Source organism: Halorubrum sp. SP3, assembly GCF_005435195.1.
In the GTDB taxonomy this organism is placed as follows: Archaea; Halobacteriota; Halobacteria; order Halobacteriales; family Haloferacaceae; genus Halorubrum; species Halorubrum sodomense.
On record NZ_SGTU01000002.1, the window covers coordinates 138,145 to 160,582 of the forward strand.

General features: G+C 72.1%; 23 protein-coding genes. 7 read left to right on the forward strand and 16 right to left on the reverse strand.

The annotated features are described in order from the left end of the window. Positions 1-18: 18 nt before the first annotated feature. From EXE42_RS02085 to dacZ, 5 genes are all read right to left on the reverse strand, one after another. Positions 19-465 carry a phosphate-starvation-inducible PsiE family protein gene (locus EXE42_RS02085; protein WP_092922877.1) on the reverse strand — a complete coding sequence of 149 codons (447 nt, stop codon included), beginning with the start codon at positions 463-465 and terminating at the stop codon, positions 19-21. A 62-nt stretch (positions 466-527) separates the two neighbouring features. Beyond that, on the reverse strand, positions 528-3,008 hold the full coding sequence (locus EXE42_RS02090) for a DEAD/DEAH box helicase (protein ID WP_137705796.1): 2,481 nt from the start codon (positions 3,006-3,008) through the stop codon (positions 528-530). A gap of 73 nt (positions 3,009-3,081) precedes the next feature. Continuing rightward, entirely contained in the window at positions 3,082-3,747 is a 666-nt protein-coding gene (locus EXE42_RS02095) for a GNAT family N-acetyltransferase (RefSeq protein ID WP_092922883.1), read from the reverse strand. Between the two features lie 108 nt (positions 3,748-3,855). Further along, entirely contained in the window at positions 3,856-4,644 is a 789-nt protein-coding gene (locus EXE42_RS02100) for a mechanosensitive ion channel family protein (RefSeq protein WP_137693245.1), read from the reverse strand. Between the two features lie 3 nt (positions 4,645-4,647). Further along, on the reverse strand, positions 4,648-5,457 hold the full coding sequence (gene dacZ, locus EXE42_RS02105) for a diadenylate cyclase DacZ (RefSeq protein ID WP_092922889.1): 810 nt from the start codon (positions 5,455-5,457) through the stop codon (positions 4,648-4,650). A 135-nt stretch (positions 5,458-5,592) separates the two neighbouring features. Here dacZ and EXE42_RS02110 point away from each other — a divergent pair, with 135 nt between their 5' ends. From EXE42_RS02110 to EXE42_RS02120, 3 genes are read left to right on the forward strand one after another with little or no spacing between them, the layout of a single operon-like run. Then, positions 5,593-6,705, forward strand: coding sequence for an aldo/keto reductase (locus tag EXE42_RS02110; RefSeq protein WP_092922892.1), 1,113 nt, complete (start codon positions 5,593-5,595; stop codon positions 6,703-6,705). Positions 6,706-6,765: 60 nt separating this feature from the next. Continuing rightward, positions 6,766-7,440 (forward strand): hypothetical protein, encoded by a 675-nt coding sequence (locus tag EXE42_RS02115; RefSeq protein WP_137705797.1) that lies wholly within the window; start codon positions 6,766-6,768, stop codon positions 7,438-7,440. Continuing rightward, positions 7,437-8,792, forward strand: coding sequence for a hypothetical protein (locus EXE42_RS02120; protein ID WP_092922898.1), 1,356 nt, complete (start codon positions 7,437-7,439; stop codon positions 8,790-8,792). Before EXE42_RS02115 ends, EXE42_RS02120 begins: the two co-directional genes overlap by 4 nt. A 62-nt stretch (positions 8,793-8,854) precedes the next feature. Here EXE42_RS02120 and EXE42_RS19185 read toward each other — a convergent pair whose 3' ends face one another. Beyond that, positions 8,855-9,025, reverse strand: a complete 171-nt coding sequence (locus tag EXE42_RS19185; protein WP_199240723.1) for an HVO_0758 family zinc finger protein — start codon at positions 9,023-9,025, stop codon at positions 8,855-8,857. A gap of 295 nt (positions 9,026-9,320) precedes the next feature. On the opposite strand from EXE42_RS19185, the gene EXE42_RS02125 reads away from it, so the two are divergent. From EXE42_RS02125 to EXE42_RS02135, 3 genes are all read left to right on the forward strand, one after another. Then, complete coding sequence (locus tag EXE42_RS02125; RefSeq protein WP_137705798.1) at positions 9,321-10,505, forward strand: MFS transporter; 1,185 nt, start codon at positions 9,321-9,323, stop codon at positions 10,503-10,505. An 89-nt stretch (positions 10,506-10,594) separates the two neighbouring features. Then, on the forward strand, positions 10,595-11,779 hold the full coding sequence (locus EXE42_RS02130) for a glycosyl transferase family 2 (RefSeq protein ID WP_137705799.1): 1,185 nt from the start codon (positions 10,595-10,597) through the stop codon (positions 11,777-11,779). A gap of 1 nt (position 11,780) precedes the next feature. Next, positions 11,781-12,326, forward strand: a complete 546-nt coding sequence (locus EXE42_RS02135) for a hypothetical protein (RefSeq protein WP_137705800.1) — start codon at positions 11,781-11,783, stop codon at positions 12,324-12,326. A 16-nt stretch (positions 12,327-12,342) separates the two neighbouring features. Here the strand turns inward: EXE42_RS02135 and EXE42_RS02140 are convergent, their stop codons facing one another. The 7 genes from EXE42_RS02140 to EXE42_RS02170 all read right to left on the reverse strand — a co-directional run bounded on the left by EXE42_RS02140 (position 12,343) and on the right by EXE42_RS02170 (position 18,446). Beyond that, the gene (locus EXE42_RS02140) at positions 12,343-12,795 is read right to left on the reverse strand and encodes a DUF5804 family protein (protein WP_092922911.1); all 453 of its coding nucleotides are present in this window, start codon (positions 12,793-12,795) and stop codon (positions 12,343-12,345) included. Positions 12,796-12,839: 44 nt separating this feature from the next. Next, complete coding sequence (locus EXE42_RS02145; RefSeq protein ID WP_137705801.1) at positions 12,840-13,556, reverse strand: SDR family NAD(P)-dependent oxidoreductase; 717 nt, start codon at positions 13,554-13,556, stop codon at positions 12,840-12,842. Positions 13,557-13,637: 81 nt separating this feature from the next. Next, positions 13,638-14,840 (reverse strand): methionine adenosyltransferase, encoded by a 1,203-nt coding sequence (locus EXE42_RS02150; RefSeq protein WP_137705802.1) that lies wholly within the window; start codon positions 14,838-14,840, stop codon positions 13,638-13,640. A 114-nt stretch (positions 14,841-14,954) separates the two neighbouring features. After that, complete coding sequence (locus EXE42_RS02155; RefSeq protein ID WP_137705803.1) at positions 14,955-16,076, reverse strand: pyridoxal phosphate-dependent aminotransferase; 1,122 nt, start codon at positions 16,074-16,076, stop codon at positions 14,955-14,957. An 84-nt stretch (positions 16,077-16,160) separates the two neighbouring features. After that, on the reverse strand, positions 16,161-17,171 hold the full coding sequence (locus EXE42_RS02160; protein WP_137705804.1) for a DUF5821 family protein: 1,011 nt from the start codon (positions 17,169-17,171) through the stop codon (positions 16,161-16,163). 118 nt (positions 17,172-17,289) lie between these two features. Next, positions 17,290-18,030 (reverse strand): tRNA (adenine-N1)-methyltransferase, encoded by a 741-nt coding sequence (locus tag EXE42_RS02165; RefSeq protein WP_137705805.1) that lies wholly within the window; start codon positions 18,028-18,030, stop codon positions 17,290-17,292. After that, on the reverse strand, positions 18,027-18,446 hold the full coding sequence (locus EXE42_RS02170) for a nascent polypeptide-associated complex protein (protein ID WP_092922928.1): 420 nt from the start codon (positions 18,444-18,446) through the stop codon (positions 18,027-18,029). Before EXE42_RS02170 ends, EXE42_RS02165 begins: the two co-directional genes overlap by 4 nt. Positions 18,447-18,663: 217 nt before the next feature. Here EXE42_RS02170 and EXE42_RS02175 point away from each other — a divergent pair, with 217 nt between their 5' ends. Continuing rightward, positions 18,664-19,449 carry a creatininase family protein gene (locus EXE42_RS02175; protein WP_137693237.1) on the forward strand — a complete coding sequence of 262 codons (786 nt, stop codon included), beginning with the start codon at positions 18,664-18,666 and terminating at the stop codon, positions 19,447-19,449. Here EXE42_RS02175 and EXE42_RS02180 read toward each other — a convergent pair. The 3 genes from EXE42_RS02180 to engB form a co-directional block, all read right to left on the reverse strand. Beyond that, the gene (locus EXE42_RS02180) at positions 19,446-20,156 is read right to left on the reverse strand and encodes a 6-hydroxymethylpterin diphosphokinase MptE-like protein (protein ID WP_137705806.1); all 711 of its coding nucleotides are present in this window, start codon (positions 20,154-20,156) and stop codon (positions 19,446-19,448) included. The two genes, EXE42_RS02175 and EXE42_RS02180, sit on opposite strands and share 4 nt — an antisense overlap. A 162-nt stretch (positions 20,157-20,318) precedes the next feature. After that, positions 20,319-21,584, reverse strand: a complete 1,266-nt coding sequence (folP, locus tag EXE42_RS02185) for a dihydropteroate synthase (RefSeq protein WP_199240724.1) — start codon at positions 21,582-21,584, stop codon at positions 20,319-20,321. Positions 21,585-21,767: 183 nt separating this feature from the next. Further along, positions 21,768-22,388, reverse strand: coding sequence for a GTP-binding protein EngB (engB, locus tag EXE42_RS02190; RefSeq protein ID WP_092922937.1), 621 nt, complete (start codon positions 22,386-22,388; stop codon positions 21,768-21,770). Between the last annotated feature and the right edge of the window lie 50 nt (positions 22,389-22,438).

The following is a 22,438-nucleotide window of genomic DNA, read 5'->3' on the forward strand; positions in this document are numbered from 1 at the left end:
TTCCGGCTCGCCCCGGGTTCAGAGCTCCAGCCGTCCCGGAACGCTCACGCGGTCGAGGAGGAAGTAGCCGACCGTGAGCGTGAGGGTCAACCCGCCGAGGGCCGCGGCCGCGAACAGCGCCTCGGTTCCCCCGCCGTAGTCCTCCAGCCGGAAGCTGATCACGCGGCGGGAGACCGCGATGATCGCGGCGCTCACGACGATCCGGAGGACCGGCTGCCCCCGGGCGTACGCGACGAGCGTGCGGTGGACCTCGACGATGATCAGCAGCAGGAGGACGCTGTCGAGCAGCTGGACGACCTCCTCGGGATCGGTGAAGTTGCCCGCGACGAGCAGGCGGTACAGGGAGACGAACAGGTCAAAGACGCCGATGAGGAACAGGAGGAGGAGGAAGTACGCCGCGCCGAGGACGAGCCACTCCATCGCTCGCGCCGCGGGGTCCGCCGCGTCGTCCAGGTCGACACCCATCGAAGGAACGCTCGACAGCCGAGGAGAAGTCAGTTTTGGTGGCCTCGGTCGAGCCGGTCGCGTCAGCCGTCGGCCTCGCCCGTCAGCGACTCGAGCAGGTGGACCGCGGGCGCCTTCGCGAGCGGGTCGTTCCCGTTACCGCAGTGGGGCGACTGGACGCAGGCCGGGCACCCGCCCTCGCAGTCGCAGGAGTCGATGAGCCGCGCCGTCCGGGTCATCAGCTCCTCGATCCGCCCGTGGCCGCGCCGGGTGAGCCCGACGCCGCCCGGGTACCCGTCGTAGACGAACACCGCCGGCCCCTCGGTGTGCGGGTGGTGGGGCGTGGAGATCCCGCCTACGTCGGCCCGGTCGCACAGCAGGTGGAACGGGAACAGCGAGATGATCCCGTGTTCGGCCGCGTGGATGCCGCCGTTGAACGCGTACTCGCCGCCCGGGATCGGTTCGCCGTCGTCGATGCCGCCGGCGTCCGCTCCGTCGCCTGCGTCGCTCTCGCCGCCGGCGTCGGGGTCGGGCGCGCCGCCGTCGGCGCTGACCTCGGGGTCGCCGGCGGCCTCGTCCCCGAGCGCGTCGCCGAGGCGCCGCATCTCGCGTTCGAGGTCCTCGGGCACGGGGAAGTACAGCGCCTTCGTCCGCAGCGTCGTCTCCGGGAGGTCGAGCGTCGACTCGCCGAGCGACTCCCCGGTCGCCGCGTCCTTCCGGACGAACCCGGTGATCTGCTCCGTCACCGTGACGTCAGCGAAGCGGACCGGCACGTCCGGGCGCGCCGAGAGCGCGCGCTCGTCGAGATCGTCGTTCACGACGACGTCCTTGTCGGAGCGCACCTGCGTGTAGTAGTCGGCCCACGACCGCTGGAGCTCGGCCACGTCGCGGTCGAGGTCCAGCTCCGTCACCTCGTAGGTTCGGCCCTGCTGGTGGTAGATGGCGCCGGGGTGGGCGTCCCGGAGCGCGTCTGCGACGCCGAGCGTCGCGACCGTGTCGCCGCTCGACCGCTCGACGAGCGATATCTCGCGCTCCTCGGCGGTGCGGAGGTTCACGGACTGCTGCGGGCTCGACCCCCCGGCGTGGACCCACCGCGTCCCCGCGGCCGCCTCGCGCCGGTTCAGCACGCCCTCGTCGGTGAGGTCCGCCACCACGCCCGGGAAGGAGTCGCCGAAGAAGCGCTCGTCCTCGGGCGAGAGCCAGTTCTCGTCGGCCGCGCAGGCGACGTGGCCGGGCATGAGCTGGCCGTTCTCCGGGTCGCAGATCGCGTCCTCCGGCGGCGCGTCGAAGAAGTCGTTCGGGTTGCGCATGAGGTACTGGTCGAGCTGGTCCTCGCCGCCGACCATCACCACGAGGGCAGGGTCGTCGCCGCGGCCGGCCCGTCCCGCCCGCTGGTGGGCGGACATCCGCGTGCCGGGGTAGCCGTCCAGCACCACGGCGTCGAGCCCGCCCACGTCGACGCCGAGTTCGAGGGCGCTCGTCGACCAGACGCCGCGCAGGTCGCCGGCGTGGAGGTCCGCCTCGATCTCGCGGCGCCGGTCGTCCGTGAGCGCGGCCTGGTACGCGCCGACCTTGCCGGCGAGGTCGCGCTCGCCCCGCTCGCGGAGGTCGCTCGCGCTGTCGGTGGCGTACTGCTCGGCGGTCTGCCGGGCGCGGGTGAACGCAAGCGTCTGCTGGCCCGCCGTCACGAGGTCGACGAACAGCCGCTTCGACTCCGTGTGGCTCGACTTCCGGCGCCCGCTGCCGCGCTCCCGCCAGTCGTCGTCGTACTTCGGCGGGTTCCACAGCACCCAGTCGCGCGGCCCCCGACCGGAGGCGTCCTCGTCGACCAGGGTAATCCCGTCCGGGTCGCGGCCGGTGACGGTCGCGACGTGGTCGACGGGGTTGTTGATCGTCGCCGAACAGCAGACGAACTGCGGCGAGGATCCGAACCGCTCGCACGTCCGCGCGAGCCGGCGCAGGGTCAGCGCGACCTGCGAGCCGAACACCCCGCGGTAGCTGTGGACCTCGTCGATCACGACGTACTCCAGCGACGAAAAGAACCAGTCCCAGAGGCGCCCGGCGTACGGCAGCAGCGCGTAGTGGAGCATGTCCGGGTTCGAGAGGAGGACGGTCGGCCGGCGGTCGCGCACGTCCCGCTTCTCCGCCCGCGAGAGCCGCCCGGTGTACGAGTCGACGGAGACCCGGCTGCCGAAGCCGAGGTCGGCGGCGAGCTCCGACAGCGACTCCTCCTGGTCGGCGATCAGCGCGTTCTGCGGGCCGACGTACAGCGTCCGCCCGCCGCGGTCCATCGCCGCCTCGAAGGCGGGAACGGTGTACGCGAGCGACTTCCCGCTGGCCGTCTCGGTCGCGAGGACGACGTCGTCGCCGTCGCGGACCGCCTCGATCGCGTCCGCCTGGTGGCGGTAGAGCCGGTCGATCCCCCGCGACGCGAGCGCGTCGTCGAGCCGCGGTTCGAGGTCGACGTCCGCGAAATCGGGTTCGCGCGCCGGGATCCGCCGGTGGTCGGCGATCTGTCCCTCGTAGAAGGGGCGGTCCCGCAGCCACTCGATGGCGTCGTCCACGGTTACGGAACCCTGGGGTCGGCGGGGCCTAACGGTTGCGGTGGCGACGCGGCGGGTGCGAGGGTGCCGACCCTCAGTCGTCCGCCGGTGACGGTGACGGCGCGGCGTCGACGGAAAGGGCCCCGGAGAGCGGCTCCGTCGGTCCCTCGCGGGCGAGCGGCGGCCAGCGGACCTCGGTCGCGATCGGATCGTCGAGGTCGAGCCGCATCCGGAGGTCTCCGCGGCGCTCGACGACCTCGAACCCGACCGTCCGGTAGACGTTCCGGGCGACGCGGTTGCCGGTCTCGACGTGGAGTTCGATCCCCTCGCGGCCGGCAGCGGCGGCGTTTGCGATCACGTGGCGGCACAGCTCCGTCCCCACGCCGCGGTCCTGCGCGTCCGGATGAACGAAGACGGCGAGTTCGGGGACCGCCGCGCCGGTCGGCGTGTACATGGCGTGGCCGAAGAGCTCGCCGTCCCGCTCCGCGACGACGTTGTTCCCCTCGGTCAGCATCGATCGGATCCAGTCGGCGCAGCGCCGCCGGCTCACGGGCGGGAGCCCCTGCGCGCGGTCCGTCCGGTCGAACCGCTCGTACATCTCGGCGAGGAACGGTTCGTCCCCCTCGACCGCGGGACGAATCGTCCAGCGCGCGCCCTCCTTGTCGACGAACCGCGGACAGCGCGGCGGGCAGTGCGGCGTCCCCTCGCACTCGCTGCCGTCCCACCCGTCGCAGGCGGCGATGGCGGTATCCGAGGTCATGTCTCCGCGTTAGCGGCGCGTCGGGTTATAGGGAGACAACGACTTTCACGGAGTGAGAACGGGTGACGACCGCCTCCGACGAGCCACGATCCGGAAGAGACAGAGCGGCTACTCTCGGATCAGCACGATCCCTTCGCGGAACACCGCGTGGTTCGGGACGACGTGTTCCTCGCCGTCCGTCTCGATGTGGGTGACGAACAGGTCGACCTCCTGAACGATGCCGCGCTCGCCGGCGACCCGCACCTCGTCGCCGATACCGTACGGCTGTCGCAGGAGGAGGAAGACGCCGGCCGCGGCCGAGGCGACGAGGTCCTTCGTCGCGAGCGCGGTGAACAGCACGACCGCGAACGCGTACGCCGCGAGCAGCACGACGAGCGCGAGCGTCTGGACGCCGACCTGTCCGAGCGCGACGAGCGCCGCGACGTACACCACGCTGTACTTCACGAGCGTGGGGAGCACCCCGAGTTCCGGGAGTTTGATCCCGCGAAGCCGCTCGGCGACGAGCAGCTCGGTCTTATCGCCGACGACGATCCCGACGATGAGGACGATCACGGCGACGAACAGCCGCGGGAGGAACGCCGCGACGCCGGACCAGAACCGGTCGAGGTAGTTCACGTCCGCGACGGTCAGAGCGACGATGACGGTGACGGCGAGGATGAAGTAGCTGGACAGCTGCGCTAAGATCCGCACCGTCGAGGTGTCGAACTCGCGGGCCGTCCGCTCGAAGGCGGTCCCCTCGATGACTTCGGGGACGCCGGCGCGGCGGAGCAGTCGGCGGTTGATCACCCCAGTGAGGTACGCTAACACGAGTCCCAACAGGAGGACGCCGAGCGCCAGCCAGATCCGGTACGGGACGTTTGCGAGGAACTCGGGGACGGTGATCTGGGCCGCGGACATGGGTCAGTACTCCTCCGGATCGATCTCCAAGACGAGTTCGCCCGCCTTGAACGCGCGGACGAGCCCGTCGGACTCGGAGAGCACGATCGAAGTCGAGTTGGTGTCGCGGGTGATCGCCGCGCCGGACATGTGGCGCGCGCCGAGCCCCTTCGGGATGTCGACGCCCTCGGCGGCGGGTTCGAGGTATCGGTACGCGGAGACGATCTTCCCGGAATCGGAGACGACGAACGCGCCGTCGAGCCGCGAGAACTCCTTTAACATCACGTTCACGATGGGGTCGCCGACGTGGACGTGACTCTTCTCGAAGGGGTTGTACGACAGCGGCCGCGACTTGTTCATCACCTTCCCCGCGTCCCCGACGACGAACAGGGCGCCCACCGGCTTCCCCTTCTGTCCCTTCTGCCCGAGTTCGATCGCGACCTCGAACACGTCGCGGATGACGCTCGGCTCCGCCCGGGAGTTGGCGAACAGGTCGTAGATACCGGTGTGGATCCCCTCGTCGACGGTGACGCGGATCACCGCGTCCGAGCCGCCGTCGAACACCGAGGCGACACAGGCCACCTCGTCGCCCTCGGCGAGCAGGCCCTCGTCCATCGCGCCCTCGATACCGAACCGGATCCGGTCTTTGACGTTGTCGAACGGGAGCGGGAGCTCGACGAACGTCTCGGCGTCGACGTCGTTGTCGGGCGCGACGACGACGACCTCGACCCCGTCGTCCGCGAACCGGTCGTAGAAGGAACTCGTCGGGGAGAACAGCAGCGCGGCGTCCACGTCCGAGACGAGGTCCGCCAGGTGGTCGGTGAGCGAGGCCATTATCACGGGAGACAGGTGGAGTCCGTATAGTCGTTGCGTCGTGCGGGCGTCTGACGCCCGTTCGGAGGTCCGACGGGGCACCGCGGACCGGATTCCCGCGCGACTTTTATCCGCGAGTCGACTACCCCGGCGTACATGGCGACTCGCGAGGCCCTCTGGGAGTACCGGAACCGGTTCGGCGACGCCTTCGGACGGACGTACTTCCGGCGGTTCGGGGCGGGCGTCGTCTCCAGCGTCGGGCTCGGCACCTACCTCGGCGAGCCGACGCCCGCCGTCGACGAGGCCTCGCGCGAGTCGGTCGAACTGGCCCTGCGGTCGGGCGTGAACCACGTCGACACCGCTGTCAACTACCGCTGCGGCCGCGCCGAGCGCGTGGTCGGGGAGGCGCTCCGAGGCGCGCCGGTCGACCGCGAGTCAGTGGTCGTCGCGACGAAGGGCGGCTTCCTCCCGTTCGACGGCGAGCGCCCGGCCGATCCGAGTGCGTACGTCCGCGAGCGGTTCGTCGAGCCCGGGATCGTCGGCCCTGAGGACCTCGCGAACGGCGCGCACGCGATGACGCCGGACTACCTGGAGTGGTCGCTCGACCGCTCGCTCGACCGGCTCGGCCTCGAATCCGTCGACTGCTACTACGTCCACAACCCGGAGACACAGCTCGCCGCCCGGTCGCGAGACGACGTGTACGACGCGCTCGAAGCCGCCTTCGAGGCCCTCGAACGCCGACGGGCCGCGGGCGACGTCGGCGCGTACGGCGTCGCCACGTGGAGCGCGTTCCGCGTCCCGGACGGCGACGACGGCTACCTCTCGCTCGCCGACGTCCTCTCGCGGGCCGAGGCCGCCGGCGAGGCGGTCGGCCCCGACGACGACCACGGGTTCGAGGCGATTCAGCTCCCCTTCAACGTCGCGATGGCGGACGCGTTCACGCGGCGGAACCAGCCCGCACCGCCGGGTTCGGACGGCGACGGTCCCGTCTCGACCCTCGAATTCGCCCACGAGGCCGGACTCTCCGTCGTGACGAGCGCGAGTATCGGGCAGGGCGAGCTGGCGGTCGAGGGCGCGATCCCCGCCGACGTCGACGCGACGCTCGCCGGGGAGACGCCGGCCCAGCGCGCGCTCAACTTCGCGCGGAGCGCCCCGGGCGTCACCTCGTCGCTCGTCGGGACGACCGATCCCGACCACGTCCGCGAGAACGTCGCCGCCGGCACCTTCGACCCGCTCGGCGCGTCGGCGTTCGACGCCGTCTTCGAGTGAGCGGGCGGCCGCGACCGCGCGAGCAAAAAACGTTTGTCGGGACCGGCCCAAGCCGGGCGCATGTCCCCCACGCGACGAGCCCTCCTCGGTAGCGCGGCGCTCGGGGTCGCCGGCGCGCTCGCCGGCTGCCTCGGCGGCGGCGCGGGCGACGCGAACGATCCGGAGGCGGAGTCCGACCGGCGACAGGTGTCGGGGACGGACTCGGACCCGACCGTGGTGAAGCCGCGGAACCCCGACGGCGAGAGCGTCCTTCTCGACGGGAGTGAGACGAACGGCGCGGGCGAGCCGGTCCCGATCGGGCGAGAGCTCGTCACGAGCGCGAGCCGGGCGAACGAGCTGTTGGTCGCCGAGGGCGTCGGTGACGCGGACCGCGAGCGGACCCGGACCTTCCTCGACGAGACCGACTACGACGCGGAGACGGTGTACGTCTCGCAGGGGGGCGTCCGGTCGTGTCAGCGCCTCGTGATCCACTCGGTTTCGTGGCGGCCCGGACACGTCGAGTACGAGTACTGCCGCGAGCTCAGGCCACCCGACGAGGCGTGCGAGGCGGACGCGGGGGCCGCCCTCGCGTTGCTCTTCCGGCTGCCGGTCGCGCTCGACGGGCGGCTCACCGGCTCCGGCTCCAGCGGGCGCACCCCGTGTCGGACCACGGAGACGGAGTACGCGGTGATCGACGGGAACGCGACCGTACCCGGGAACGAGACGGCGATCGACGAGGGAGGTGACGCCTCGTGACGGAACGCCTGACCCGACGCGACGCGCTCGCCGCCGCCGGGGCGGTCGCGCTCGGGTCGCTCGCCGGCTGTTCCGGCGGGGGGAGCGAGCCCGAGTTCTGGGACGACCCGCCGTCGCTCGACGTCGAGCGCGTCCCGAGCGAGTTCGACGAGCCGGTCCCGGAGCCCCCGCGGCTCGTTCCGGTCGATTTCGAGCCCGGGGTGGCGGCGGCGTTCGCGGACCGCGTCGACCGCCTGCTCAGTCCGATACCGGAGCCGCTGACCGCCGAGACGCTTCCGAACGGCGAGATCCGCGAGCGGATCGAAGCGGAGCGGACGGCGGCTCGGAAGTCGGTCCCGGGCTCGGACGAGTCGCTGCCACCGCTGCGGACCGCAGAGCGGTACACCGCGGCGCGAGATCACGCCGCGACCGCCGTCGGCACGTGGGCCGCCGTGACAGTCGAGGGCGATCCGTCGCAAGTGGCCGCCGACGTCGGGACGGTCCGCCGACGCGTGGCCGAGACGCTGGACGCGCTACCCGGGCCCGCAGCGGACCCGCCGGCCGGCGCCGCGATCTACGGGCCGATCGAGCGCTGGTACGACGAGGCGCAGCGGCGGACGCTGGTCGGCGGGGGCGCCGACCCCGATCGCCGCGCGAATCCGATTCGGACGGGCGAGTCCGTCGGTGACGTCGAGCGGGTCCAGTCGTCCGTCGAGGCGGGGCGGTACCTCCGCGACCGGTATCGGGCGTCGCTCGCTGCCCCGGAACCGGTCGAAGCGGCCCTCCGCCGCGAGGCGAAACGGCTCGGCCGCGAGGTCGGCGAACGGCTCGAGGCGCTCCACGGCGAGGACGTGGAGGAGATCCGATCGAACCCCGGAACCGAGTCGTTGCTCGACGAACGACCCGTCCCGCGGGACGCGCCGAGCGTCTCGCTGCTCTCGACCGCCGGCTACCGGGCGTTCGAGAACCTCTGGTTCGCACCGATTCCGGTCGGGAACTACGAGCCGGAACACCCTGCGACCGCGCTCGTACGGACGCTCCTGCTCCGCGTTCGACTCCGGGGACTCGACGTCGTCGCGTCCCGGATAGAGGCGGGCGAGACGATGTTTCCCGCGGACGCCGCCGCGGTCGGCGCGGCGCGCGACGCGGCGATCGAGTCGACCGCGTCGCTCGCGTCGAGCGCGAATCCGCTGGACCGGTGGCTGGCGACGCAGTTCCGTCCGTTGTTCGAGGAGCCCGACGGGGCCCTCACAGCGGCCGAGCGGGACGCTCATCGGGTGGTCGAGGCGTACACCGCGTACCGGTGGATAGAGACGGTCACGGGCGAGGCGCGAGCGGTGACCGAGTCGGTCGCGGCCGCGTTCGACTCCTGATCGGATTCGATCGCGGTGCGCGAGGGGGAAAGAGAGACGTCGGAAGCAGCGAGGGGAGACCGTCAGCGAAGCTCCTTGAACCGGCTTCCGCACTCCGGACAGATCCGGACCGCGAACACCTCGTCGGGGTCGTTCTCCTTTTTTAATACCTTGTCGCAGTCGGCGCAGTTGAGCCGCTCGTAGGTGTCCTTGACGAGGTCGCCGTCGCGGAGCCCCTTGCGCGAGGATTTCATACCCCGCCGTTCGTCGGCGGGGCGGATAAAAACCCCGTACGACAGCGGTCTGACGCGTCTGCCGATACCGACGCCGAGACGGGGCGGGCGGCGAGACCGATACCCGGTTTCACGGCGCCGCACTCGGCCGCGTCCGTGGCGTCCGCGCTCGGCCGCGTCCGTGGCGTCCGCACTCGGCCGCGTCCGTGGCGTCCGCGCTCGGCCGCGTCCGTGGCGTCCGCGCTCGGCCGCGTCTGTAACGTCCGCGCTCGGCCGCTTTCGCAACCCTTGTGTCCGGGCGCGGGGAATCGCTGCCGTGTCACGGACCCGGCTGTTCGGATCGCTCTGCGCGCTGGTCTTCCTCGTCAACTTCGCGCGGGTCGTGTTCGCGCCCCTCGTGGGCGAGTTCATCGACGCGTTCGGGATCCAAGAGGGGACCGCGGGCCTCATCGTCACGCTCGCGTGGCTCGGCTCCGCGGCTCCGCGGATCCCCGCCGGCTGGGCGCTCACGCGCTTCACGCGGCGACGAGTGATACTCGTCTCCGGCGCGATGCTGACCGCGGGGGCGCTCGGCGTCGCGCTCGCGCCGAGCGTCCTCGCGCTCATGGTCGCCGCCTTCGCGATCGGCTTGGCCTCGGGCGTCTACTTCGTGGCCGCGAACCCCTTCATCGCGGAGCTGTTCCCCCGGCGCGTCGGGCGCGCGATGGGCGTTCACGGCACCGCGAGCCAGCTCGCCGCCGTCATCGCCGCGCCCGCGGTCACCGTCGCGCTGTGGTACGACTGGCGGTACGCCTTCTACGGGCTCGCGGCCGCCGCGGCCGCCAGCACACTCGTGTTCGCCGCGCTCGCGGCGCGGACCAATCTCCCGGACGCCGGCGCGGGAGACACCGACTTCCTCGCGGCCGCCCGCGGCGAGTGGAAGCTGATCCTCGCCGGGGTCGTGCTGATGGGGCTCACGAGCTTCGTCTGGCAGGGCCTGTTCAACTTCTACGAGCTGTACATGATCGACAAGGGGCTGCCGCCGGCGACCGCGCGGAACCTCCTGACGGTGATCTTCGCCGCCGGCGTGCCCGCGTTCCTCGTGTCGGGCGACCTCGCGGACCGGCTTCCCCACGTGCCGTACCTGCTCGGTATCGTCACGGCGTTCGTCGGCGGGGTCGTCCTCGTCGTCGTCGCAGAGGGGCTGGCGGCGGTGATCGCCGCGAGCGTCGTCGTCGGCTTCGCCATCCACATGCTGTTTCCGGCGGGCGACACGTACCTCCTCGGGTCCCTCCCCGACGAGTCGCGCGCGTCGGCGTACGCGATGTTCTCCGCCGGGATGATGTCGACGCAGGCGGCCGGCTCCTGGGTCGTCGGCGAGGCCGTCGAGGCGGGCGCGACGTACGACGCCGTCTTCCTCGCGCTCGCCGGCGGGCTCGCGGCTCTCGTCGTCGCGTACGCGGCGCTGTACCGCCTCGGGCGCGTTCCCGGCGGCGCCGCGGGCGCGACGCGTGCGGTCTGAGGCCGCGCGGGCGGAGCGCGGCCGGTCGGGACCGGCACGCGCCTACGGTACCGCACCTGTTTTGGGCGTCCCGCCCTTGTGATCGGTAAATGGAGTACGTTCAGGAGCGCGTGACGACCCTTCACGCGTTGACCGACCACCGGCCCGACGCCCCCACGGACCGGGCCGCGGTCGTCGTGCCGATGACCGAGCGCGAGTACGGGACGCTCGCGGCCGAGCGCGTGCTCTCGTCGCTGGAGACCGTCGACCCCGCTCGGGTGATCGTCCCGCTGCGAGCGTCGGCCGACCGCGCCGGGGCGTTCGCGGAGTGGCTCGACGGGTTCGACCTCGACGTCGAGACGCTGTGGTGCGACGGCCCCCGGCTCGCGTCGCTGCTGGAGGCGCGGGGACTCGACGGCGACCGCGGGAAGGGGCGCGACGTGTGGCTCGCCCTCGGTCGCGCGCTCGACGAGGAGTTCGTCGTCGTCCACGACGCCGACACGAAGACGTACTCGCCGGCGTTCGTGAACCGGCTGCTGTTCCCGCTGGGGCGCGGCTACGACTTCTCGAAGGGGTACTACGCCCGCGTCGAGGACGGCTCGCTGTACGGGCGGCTGTTCAGGCTCTTCTTCCGACCGCTCGTCCGCGCGCTCGCCGATGCCGCGCCCGGCCGAATGCCCGACGTCTTAGAGTACCTCTCCGCGTTCCGCTACGCGCTCGCCGGCGAGTTCGCGGCGACGAGCGACCTCGTCTCGCGGCTCCGCGTCCAGCGCGGCTGGGGGTTAGAGGTCGGGACGCTCGGCGAGGCGTTCGGTCACGCCGGCTTCGGAGACAGCGCGCAGGTCGACCTCGGGCGCTACGAGCACGACCACCGCTCCGTCGAGGGGCCGACGGGCCTCGCGGACATGAGCCGGGCGGTCGGCGCGGCGACGCTGCGCGCGGTCGAGGACGCCGGCGTCGACGTCGACTACGACGGCCTCGCCGAGCGGTACCGCGACGCCGCGGAGACGCTGGTCGACGGCTACGCGACCGACGCGGGGTTCAACGGCCTCTCGTACGACGCGGCCGACGAGCGGTCGCAGGTGGCGACCTATGCCGAGGCGCTCGGCGAGCCCGGTCCCGACACCCGGCTCCCGGCGTGGGAGGACGCGCCGGTCGACCCCGATGAGGTCCGGGAGGCCGCGCGCGCGGACCTCGACGCGGTTCGCGGCGACGGGGCGACCGGCGGGATCGACGCCGCCGGCGCTCAGGCGACCGACGACGGGCAGGCGGAGCCCGCTCCGGGGGAGGACTGAGATGGCGGACGGAAGCGGGCCGAGCGTCGCCGCGCGCGACGACCTCGCCGGCGTCGTCGACCTGTTCGGGTGGCTCACCCGCACGGAGCTGTCGCGGGCGCTCTCCGAGCTTGCGTTCAAGCAGCGCGCCGAGGTCGACGAGGACGCCATCGACGCCGCCATCGACCTCGCGGTCGCCGAGTACGCGCTCGTGCCGGCTCCCGACGAGGCGCTCTCGGGGGGCGACGCGGGCGACCTAGCGGACGCCGAAACCGAGCACGCCGAGGAGTCGACCGTGCTCGCGGTCGGTCCGGCGGCGTTCTCGACGCTCCCGGAGGGCGCCGAAGACCTCCCGCATATCCTCGACGTGCCCGACCGCGGCGTCGACCGCGAGGCACTCGCGGACGCGGTGCTCGACCGGCTCCGCGAGGAGGCGATCGAGGCGATAGGGGAAGGCGACGACGACCGCTTGGAGACGCTCGCGGACGTGACCTACGACGTGGAGGCGTGGGCGCCGGTCGACGTCGACCCGGTCCGGACGCGGATCCTCGCGGAAGTCGACGAGTGAGGAGGGGTCTCCGCTTTCATCCGGAGAACTCTGACTCGCTCACGCGGACGACGAGGGTCTCGTCCACGTCGCGGAGGTCGTACTCTGGCCTCTCGCCCTGTCGCCGCCGGACGAAGAGGGGCTCGACCGGGCGCCCGTCGACGAGCCCGAACACCTTCAGTCGCTGGTCGGTCTCCTCGGGGGGCACGTCGCCGTCGCGGACCTCGCGGGCGAGGTCGCGCGAGAGCCACTCGTCGGTCGCGACCGAGGGCTCCAGGACGAGCGCCTCCGCGACGAAGCGGACGAGGTACCAGTCGAGGTCGTTGAGCAGGGAGACGGCGGCGCCGAGGCTCACGGTGTCGACGGCGACGCTGTTCTCGAAGGGCTCCTCGATCCGGTAGGTGGCGAGCGCGTCCCGCGCGGTCTCGCGGGAGAGCAGCTCGTAGGAGAGCTCCACGTCGGGGTCGCCGAGGAGACACACCCGCGTCACACCTCGGCGGTCGCGGGGAGCGGTGAAATCGGTTGCGGTCGGCCCTACCACGAGATCCGCTCGCGGTCCTTCCAGAGGTGCCCCGCGGGGCTCCCCGGCGCGAACCGCGCGAGCCAGACCGGCGTTTCGGCGCCCTTCGAGGGGGTTCGGGGCGCCTCGTCGCCGCCCATGTCGGTCCGGACCCAGCCCGGCGAGACGGCGTTCGCGATGAGCCCCCGCTCGCCGTACTCGCCGTCGAGGTACGCCGTCAGCCCGCCGACGCCGACCTTCGAGAGCCGGTAGGCAGGATACCCGCCGCCTATCTCCCCCTCGGTGAACTGGCCCAGCCCCGACGAGAGGCTCACGACGCGACCCCCGGTCCCCCCTAAGAGCAGCGGCAGCGCGTGCTTGGTCAGGACGACCGGCCCGCGGAGGTTCACGGCCGTCGTGCGGTCGAAGTCCGCGACATCCATCTCGTGGAGCGGTCCCGACCGCGGGAACACGCCCGCGTTGTTCACGAGGACGTCGAGCGAGCCCGCCTCGCGCTCGATCCGGTCGACCGCGGCGCGAACCTCGGCGTCGTCGGTCACGTCCAACCGGACCGCGCGCTGGTCCGCCGCGGTCACGTCGTCGGGGTCGCGCGCCCCGGCGTAGACGGTCGCTCCCAGATCGGCGAGTTCCGCGGCGATCTCGGCGCCGATCCCGCGCGTCGCGCCGGTGACGAGCGCGGCGTCGTCGGTCAGGTCGGCCTTGAGCTCGACGTCCGTCGGCGTGTCTGCCATGCCGTCCGGTACGGCGCCTCGCCTGTAGAAACCTCGGGCCGGTGTGGCTCGCCCCGGTTCACGGTCCGACCGTGTCCGCGCTCAGAACGTCGAGACGTCGCCCTCGATGACGCTGCGGGTCACGTCCGTCACGTCGGCCAGCTCGCGGTCGACGATTTCGAGGACGTCGGCCTCGATGTCGGCCAACGTCACGTCGCCCTCGGTGACGATCTGGGCGTCCGCGACGTGCGGCTCGTCGATCGGGCGGCCGATCTGCGAGAGCAGCCGGACCTGGAGGTCCCTGATCCCGTCGACCTCCTCGGTGACCGACTCGGCGACCCGCGTCGAGAGGAGGTTGTAGATCTTCCCGATGTGGTTGACGGGGTTCTTCCCGGAGGTCGCCTCCATCGACATCGGTCGGTTCGGCGTGATGAGGCCGTTCGCGCGGTTGCCGCGCCCGACCGAACCGTCGTCGCCCTGCTCGCCGGAGGTGCCGGTGACGGTGAGGTAGACGGAGCCCTCGTCGTAGTCGTCGGCGGTGTTGACGTCGACGCCCACCTCGCGGTCGGTGTACTCGCGGGCGAGGTCGTCGACGTACTCGCGGACGCTCTCGACCGCGTCGTCGTACTCGTCGAGGCCGTCGACGTACCGATCGACCATCGCGGCGGCGACGGTGATATCGATCCGGTCGCCCTCGCGTTTGCCCATGATCTTCACGTCGGGCCCGAGCTCGGGGTGGTCGTCGTGGTACGTCGTGTTGAGCGCGCGCTCGGCCTCGTAGACGATCGTCTCCGTCTCGGTGAGCGGGGCGTGGCCGACGCCGAAGGAGGTGTCGTTGGCCATCGGCACCTGCTGGGTCTCCTCGCCGAAGACGTCTTGGAGGTCGCCCGAGCCCTCGCCCAGCTTGACGTCGACGACGACGTCGGTGCCGTACTCCAGCTCCGGGATCGCCTCGGAGAGGTAGTCGCGGGCGGCCGCGAGCGCGGTCGAGTCGACGGGGAGCTGCTCGCCCTCGTACTCCTTCGTGGCGCGGCCGACGATGAGGATGTAGATGGGCTCGACGACCTCGCCGCCGCCGAACGCCGGGGCCGCGCGGCCGGCGACCAGCTGCGTCTCGTCGGTGTTGTAGTGGAGCACCTTGCCGACGCGGTCCAGATAGAGCTGCGAGAGCGCCCGCGAGACCGACTCCGCGACGCCGTCACAGATGGAGTCGGGATGACCGATCCCCTTTCGCTCGACGATTTCGACCTCCTGGTCCTCGACCGCCTGCCGGTCGAGGCGGCTGACCTGTATGTTCCGGTCCATTGCCCCTCGCTACTCCGCCGTCGGCAGTATAACTTGCGGAAACCTCCCGGGCCGGGGTAATGCTCTCGGGTTATGGCTCGGCAGATGTTGCGGCCGCGTCGCGGTTCCCCGCCGTCAGCGCGTCGCCGCGTACGCCTCGGCCATGACGTCGAGGGCCTCGCGCAGCTCCGCCTCGTCGGTGGCGTACGAGATCCGCGCGTGGCCGGCGCCGCCCTCGCCGAACGCCTCGCCGGGCACGACGACCACGCCGCGGTCGATACACGCCTCGACGAATCCGTCCGGGACGCGCGGCATCGCGTAGAACGCCCCCTGCGGCGTCGGACAGTCGATGCCGATCTCCGCGAACCCCTCCAGGAGGATGTCGCGGCGGCGCTCGAAGGAGGCGGTCATCTCGTCGACCACGCCGCGGTCCCCCCGCAGCGCGGCCTCCGCGGCGTACTGCGCCGGGGCCGAGGCGCACGCCTGCGCGTACTGGTGGACGCGCAGCATGCGCTCGACGCGCTCGTCGGCGCCGTACACCCAGCCGAGCCGCCAGCCCGTCATCGAGAACAGCTTCGAGGCGGAGTTGACGACCACGACGTTGTCCGTCTCGGCAAACTCGATCGGCGAGTAGTACTCGCCGTCGAAGACGGTGTACTCGTACACCTCGTCGGAGATACAGAGCACGTCGTGTTCGTCGGCGATGCGGGCGAACTCCCGGACGTCTTCCTCGGAGGAGACTGCGCCCGTGGGGTTGCCGGGGGAGTTGACGACGAACGCGGCGGTGTCGTCGGTGATGGCGTCCTCGATGGCGTTCGGGTCGATCGTGAGGTCGTCGCGGAGCGGCACGGGGACCGGCTCGCCGCCGGTCAGCTTCGTCAGCGCGTCGTAGGAGACGAATCCCGGGTCCGGGATCAACACCTCGTCGCCCGCGTCGACGTGGGCTTCGAGGGCGACGTGAAGCGCCTCGCTGCCGCCCGCGGTCGCGATGACGTTCCCGGGGTCGAGGTCGATTCCCTGGTCGGCGCGGTGCTTCTCGGCGATCGCCTCGCGCAGCGACCGAGTCCCCTTGTTCTCGGTGTAGGCGTCGGCCTTCCCTGCCTCGATGGCGTCGACCGCGGCCCGCCGGGCGTGGTCCGGCGTCGGGAAGTCGGGCTGGCCCAGCCCGAGGTTGATCGCGTCGTCGCCGGCCGCCTCGAACACCTCGCGGATCCCGCTTATCGAGATCCGTTCGACCCTGTCGGAGAACGTCGTCATATCCGTGTGGGGGCGCCGCCGCGAGTTAGTTCTTGCCACGTCGGGTCGGCCGACGGTCCGGACCCTCCGACCGGGATCGCGGAGTCACCACCGCCGACGCTCCCAGACGGGTCGTCGCCCCCCGCGGCTCGCGTCGTCTCTGATCTGCCCGTCCGCGTCGGTCGGCAGCGCGAATCGCCCGTCGAGGATGCTCGGCACCTCCTCCGGTCGCGCGCGCAACAGGGCGTCGTCGACCGCGCGGAGCCGGAACATCGGCCGACCCGGTCCCATCGGGACCTTGATCGACTCGATCAGCTCCCGGTCGACGAGGGCCCGGCGGTCCCGGGTGAACTCCTGTGCCGGGGCGATCCCGACGCCGTCGGTCCCGACCCAGGCGCGGAGGTCTCGGAAGAGGTGGTCGTGGCGCGCCGCGAGCGCGACGAGGAGCGTCCGGTCCGTCACCCCGGTCGTGCGGCCGAACTCGCCGGGAGCGAGCGACGCCAGTAGGGCCGCCAGGTCGTCCGCGAACCGGTCGTCGAGGACCTCGCGCGCATGGGCGAGAAGCCGAGTCCGCGAGGGCATCCCGACGGTCGCCGCCGACGCCGCGTCGAACCGCGACTCGGCCGTCGCGCGGGTGCCGTCGACAGCCTCCGAACCGGCCGCCGCTACCTGAGCGTCGGCCGCCGTCGTCGCGAGCGTCCGACTCCCCCGGGGGCCGACGAGGGCGTCGACGCGGTCCGGGCTCGCGAACAGCGTCCCGCCCGTCCCGTGTCCGAGCGGCTCGCCGGTCCGAATCCGGATTTCGCCGCCCTCGACCGCCTCGGCGACCGCGCTGCCGAGGACGAGCGCCCGTGAGAGCGCGTCGACGACGCCGGGGCGGCACGCGATCCGCCACGGGTCCCCCGACGAGCGCTCTCGGGCCGCGAGCACTGCCGGGAGCAGCCGGATCGGCACGCCGACCGCGACGACCGCGGACCGCCCCGCCAGCGCGGCCTCGACCGCCTCGGCGAGCGGGTCGTCGGGACGCGGAAGGACGTCGGAGACCTCGGACGCCCCGTCGAAGTCGTCGCTCGCGGCCTCGGAGTCGGCCTCGGTTCCGGCGTCGTCCGCGGTCACACCGATCGGTGACTACCGCGATCCGGATGAGCGTTGCGCCGGTCACGGGGGCGCGCCGCTGAGGGAGGAAAGCACTGGGAGAGAAAGCGACGGGAGAGAAACGTCGTGAGCGCCGAACTCAGGGCGCTCGCGCGAACACGAGGTACCCCGTGTGCCCCACGCCCGCCGTGGAGGGGCGGGAGCCGCGGTCGGAGAAGTCCATCTCGCGCTGGATCGTTTCGAGCGTCTCGACCTCCGAGAGGCCCGCCTCGCGGGCGGCGAGGACCGCGTCGCGGGTCCCCTCGACGAACGGGGAGTAGACGGCCAGGTGACCGCCGGGCGCGAGCAGGTCGGCGGCGCGTTCGACGACCGCCGGGGCGTCTCCCGTGTCGAGCGTCAGGACGTCGAACGGCTCGCCCTCGGCGAGCGCGTCCAGCTCTTCGGTGAGGTCGCCGGTCCGGACCTCGACGCGGTCGGTGACGCCCGCGGTCGCCATGTTCCCGCGGGCGACCTCGGCGAACTCGGGGTCGACCTCGTAGGTCGTCACGTCGGCGCCCGCGCGGCCGAGGTACGCCGCGAGGATCCCCGTCCCGGTGCCGGCGTCGAGGACGCGGTCGCCGCCCGAGGCGCCCGTGTGGCCCATCACGAGGCCCACGTCGCGCGGCATCATCGGCGCGCCGGTGCGTTCGAGGTGGTTGAACAGGTCGGGGCCGCGGAGCGCGCGGACCTCGAAGACGGTGCCGAGATGGGTCTCGACGGTGTCGCCGGCCGCGACATCGTCGGGGACCTCGAGCACGCCGAGGTCGGTGCCGAACTCCTCGCCGGGCTCCAGTAAGTACTCGCGGTCCTCGTGGACGAGCAGGTACGCGGCGTCCGTCACTGGAGGTCCGAGATCGCCCGGGCCGGCTCGCCGTTGGCCGCCTCCAAGGCGTCGCGGGCGGCCTCTCTCGAAACGCCGGCCTGCTGGGCGACCAGTTTCACGTCCTCCTCGGGGATGCCGTCGTCTCCGTCGTCCGCGTCGTCAGCGTCGTCGAGCGCGGGCTCGTCGCCCCCTTCGACCGCCGTCGCGCCGCCGCCCGCGCCAGCGTCGGCCACCGCGTCGGGGGAGCCGACGATCTGGTAGGTCTCCTGCCCTTGAGCGTCCATCTTGGTGACCTGGGCGCCGTCGAAGACGAGGTCGTCGCCGTCGGCCGTCTCGATGACGACCCGCTCGGCGTCGAGCTCCTCGACGTCGATCCCCATCTGTTTCATCATCTGTTTCATCTTCCGCGGGTTCATGCCGCCGCCTCCGAACATGGTCCTCGGTTCGGCCGGACGACACAAAAAGGGTGTCGACACGGGCCGCAGGGCCGGCGCGGCGGCGACGGGCGACGCGTTCGATCCCGGCGGCGTCCGCCCAACGCGATCCCGGCGGCGTCCGCCCAACGCGATCCCGGCGGCGTCCGCCCAACGCGATCCCGGCGAACCCGACCGAGACGACGGGGTTGATACGTGTCGCGCGCGAGTCGGCGGTATGTACCTCGCGGACCACACCTGGCCGGAGCTGGGCGACGCGCTGTCCCCCGGTTCCGTCGCGCTCGTCCCGCTCGGCTCGACCGAACAGCACGGCCCGCACCTCCCGCTGGCGACCGACCACCTGATCGCCGAGGGGCTCGCGACGGCGGCCGCGGACCGCTCGGACGCGTTCCGCACGCCGACGATCAACGTCGGCGTCAGCCCTCACCACCGGCAGTTCCCGGGGACGATGTGGGTCGACCCGCCCGAGTTCCGCGACTACGTCGAGTCGTTCGCGCGGAACCTCGCGTACCACGGCATCGACCGTATCGTGTTCGTGAACGCCCACGGCGGCAACGTCCAGCACCTCCGAGAGGTGGGCCGCCGGCTCCACGAGGACGAGGTCGCCTACGCGGTCGAGTGGATGTGGGACGAGTCGATCCCGGAGCTGGTCGACGAGCTCTTCGAGCGCAACGGCCCCCACGCCGGCCCGAAGGAGACCGCGATGATCACCCACCTCGCGCCCGAGCTCGTCCGCGAGGACCGGCTCGAAGACGCCCGCGACGGCGGGCTCGTCGACCTCGAGAGCGCGGAGACGACCGTCCACGGCGCCCGGACGTTCTACGACTCGATCGACAACTCCGCGAACGGCGCGTTCGGCGACCCGACCGACGTGACCCCGGAGAAGAGCGAGCGCCTGTTCGAGGCCGCCGCGGACCAGCTCGTCGGGCTGGCGGAGTGGATCGGCGAGCGCGACGAGGGCGAGCTGTTCCCGGAACCGCGCGTAGAGCAGGGGTCGAATTAGTCGTCGAACCGGTCGCCGAGGGGCTCCCGGAGCGCCGCGTCGGCCGCCTCTCGACGACCGTCCAAGACCGCGAACCGCTCGTCGCGACGCCGTTCGAGCCATCTCAGCAGCCGGGCGGCCCAGTCGAGCTTCCGTGCCTTCATCGGGTCGACGGCGGGATCGTCGAACTCCCAGCCCGGGAAGACGAGTTCGGCGGCCCCGACGTGGTCGGCGAGGAACGCGGCGCGGTCGCCGTCGGTGAACCCGCCCGTGTTACGGACGGGACCGACGGGAGCCGCCTGCGTCGTCGCCAGCGTCCACTCGTCGGCGAAGCGCGGGAGCCACTCGCGGACCGCCGGGAGGTTGTCGCCGTGGGCGTGGGCGGCGACCGGGACCCCGTCGCGGGTGAGTTCCGCGGCGGTCTCGGGGTTCTTGTCGAGGTCCGTCACCAGACAGTCGACGGCGACGCCGCGGTCCGCGAGGATGTCGGCGGCCGTGGACGCGGCGACGACGACGTCGGCGTCGCGGGCGAGCGCGACCTCGTCCGCGAGGCACGGCGCCGCGCCAGCGACGGCGACCGTCTCCCCTCGCCAGTCGCCGAGGCGGTCGAGCGGGAACGGCGTCGCGAGGTCGGCGGCGGCGTCGCGGGCGCGCTCGTCGGCCGCACGGTCGAAGCCGAAGTCCGCGATGACCGCCTCGTAGACGGGTTCGAACGTCGCGAAGTTCACGCGCGGATCACGCCCCCCGGGGTCGCCACACGCGCCGCGGAGCGGCGGCGCCGCTCGGCGGTCGAGATATGGTATGGACCGGAGTGGCACAGAGTACCCCTACCCGCGTGCCCCTCCGGCGTCCGGTCGATCGGTTGTCTACACGAGGGCATAAACTTTCTCTTAACTCACGTGTCGGTCGATACCGTCGAGCGCGTGGTCGAGCGCGTCTGAAACGCCGGATACCGCGTCTCTGACGGAGGCGATCGCGGCGGGCGTCCCGATCAGCAGTCCGCGTCGGTCGCTCCCGGCCGTGTTACCGGTGTCACCGTCGACCCCGGCACCCCCGTCGGTCGCCGAGCGGGCCGCGACGGCCTCCGCTCGGTTCGGGTCGCCCAGCGCGAACGCCGCGGCGCCCGCGTCGCCGCCGACGGTCGCGGCGCGCAGGGCGCCGACCGCGGGCTCGTCGAGCCCGGAGAGCTCGTAGGTGCGAACGACGGCGGCGTCGGCGACCGGCCGATCGCCCTGGGTTACCTCCGCCGCACCGATCCGGTCGAGGTGGCGCTCCGCCTCCCGGACCGTCGTCACGTCGAGCTCCTCGACGGCGACGGCGTCAGACGCGGGGCCGGACCGGTAGCGGTCGCGGGCGAACTCGGCGCCGACGAGGGCGGCGTCGCGCGTCTCGGCCACGTCGTGGGTCCGGATCACGTGGGCGCCGCGCTCGACCGCCATCGACGTCGCGGCCAGCGAGACCGGCAGCGCCTCCTCGGTACCGCGGCCCGCGATGGTCTTGAGGAAGCTCTTGCGGTTTATCGAGACGAGCAGGGGGCGGCCGTAGCCGCGGAACTCCCGGAGGCGACGGAGCGTCTCGCGGTCGTCGTCGTGGGTCTTCGCCTCGGACCAGCCGCCGAAGGCGGGGTCGAGGATCGTCTTGTCGGTGAAGCCGTTCATCGAGAGCGCCTCGTAGATGTCGTCCACGGCCTCGACGGCCCCCGGTCGCTCCAGGTCCGGCGGCGAGGCCATCTTCGAGACGGCGACGTCGTGCTCGCGGCAGACGCGGGGCATCTCGGGGTCCGCGAACCCGCAGATGTCGTTGACCATGTCGAAGCCGCGCGAGAGCGCCTCGTCCGCGACCTCGTGGTAGCGCGTCTCGATCGACCAGACGGCGTCGCCCGAGGTCGACTCCAGCGTCTCGACGGCGGTGTCGAGGCGATCGAGTTCCTGTTCGGCCGAGAGCACGTCGAGGTCCTTGTTGGCCGATTCGAGGCCCACGTCGACGATGTCGGCCCCCTCGCCGATCAGCTCCTCGTCCACGTACGCGGCGGCCTCGCCCGGGTCGTCGTACACGCTCGGGTCGTACGGCGACTCCTCCGAGACGTTGAGCACGCCCATGATCCGGGGCGGGTGGTCGTCGCCGATCCCGAGCCCCGCGGCGTCCACGTTTCGCATACGATCCCCACGGGCGCGAGCGACATAAACGGGGCGAGTACCCGACGCGCTCGCCGGCGATTCGGCCCGGGACCCGGAGCGGAGCGACCGGCGATGTCGGAGAAGCGTGAGGCCTCGGACGGGCGTCAAGCGAGGGTGAGGCCTCGGAGGTGCGTCAAGCGAGGGTGAGGCCTCGGACGGGCGTCAGGAGACGAACTTCAGCAGGTCGTCGCGGTTGTGGTCGTGGAAGCGCGTCCGGAGGCAGTCCTCCAACGCCTCGACGTCACCGCGCTTCGCGCAGACGGGCGCCACGCGGTCGGACCACTGCTGCCACGGCGGGTACAGCCCGAGCCGGTCGCAGATCGCGTCGAGCCGCTCGTCGAGGTCGTCGATCTTGTCGGTCTTGTTGACGGCGACGATGGGTTCGACGCCGACGTCCTCGAGGAAGCCGAACATCTCCACGTCGTGGGGGACGTTCCCGCGCTCGGCGTGGCGGTCGATGATGTCGACGGCCGCCTTCCCGTCCATCACGACGACGCCCGCCAGGATCGAGTCGGCGTTGTCCTCTAGGTAGCGGACGATGTCGGTCTTGATCTGCTCGCGCTGTTCCTCCTCGACGCCGGACATGAAGCCGAAGCCGGGGAGGTCCGTGAACATGAAGCCCTCGCTGGCCCAGTCGAAGTGGTTCGGCTGACGGGTGACTCCGGGCTTCCCGCCGGTCGAGAAGTCGTGGCCCGTCAGCTCGCGCATCAGCGTGGACTTGCCGACGTTCGAGCGCCCCACGAGGACGACCTCGGCGTCGCGGTCCGGCCGGTCTTCGAACATGTCCGACCGTGCGCGCCTGAACGGGTTAAAAGGCGCGTCGCGACGGCGGC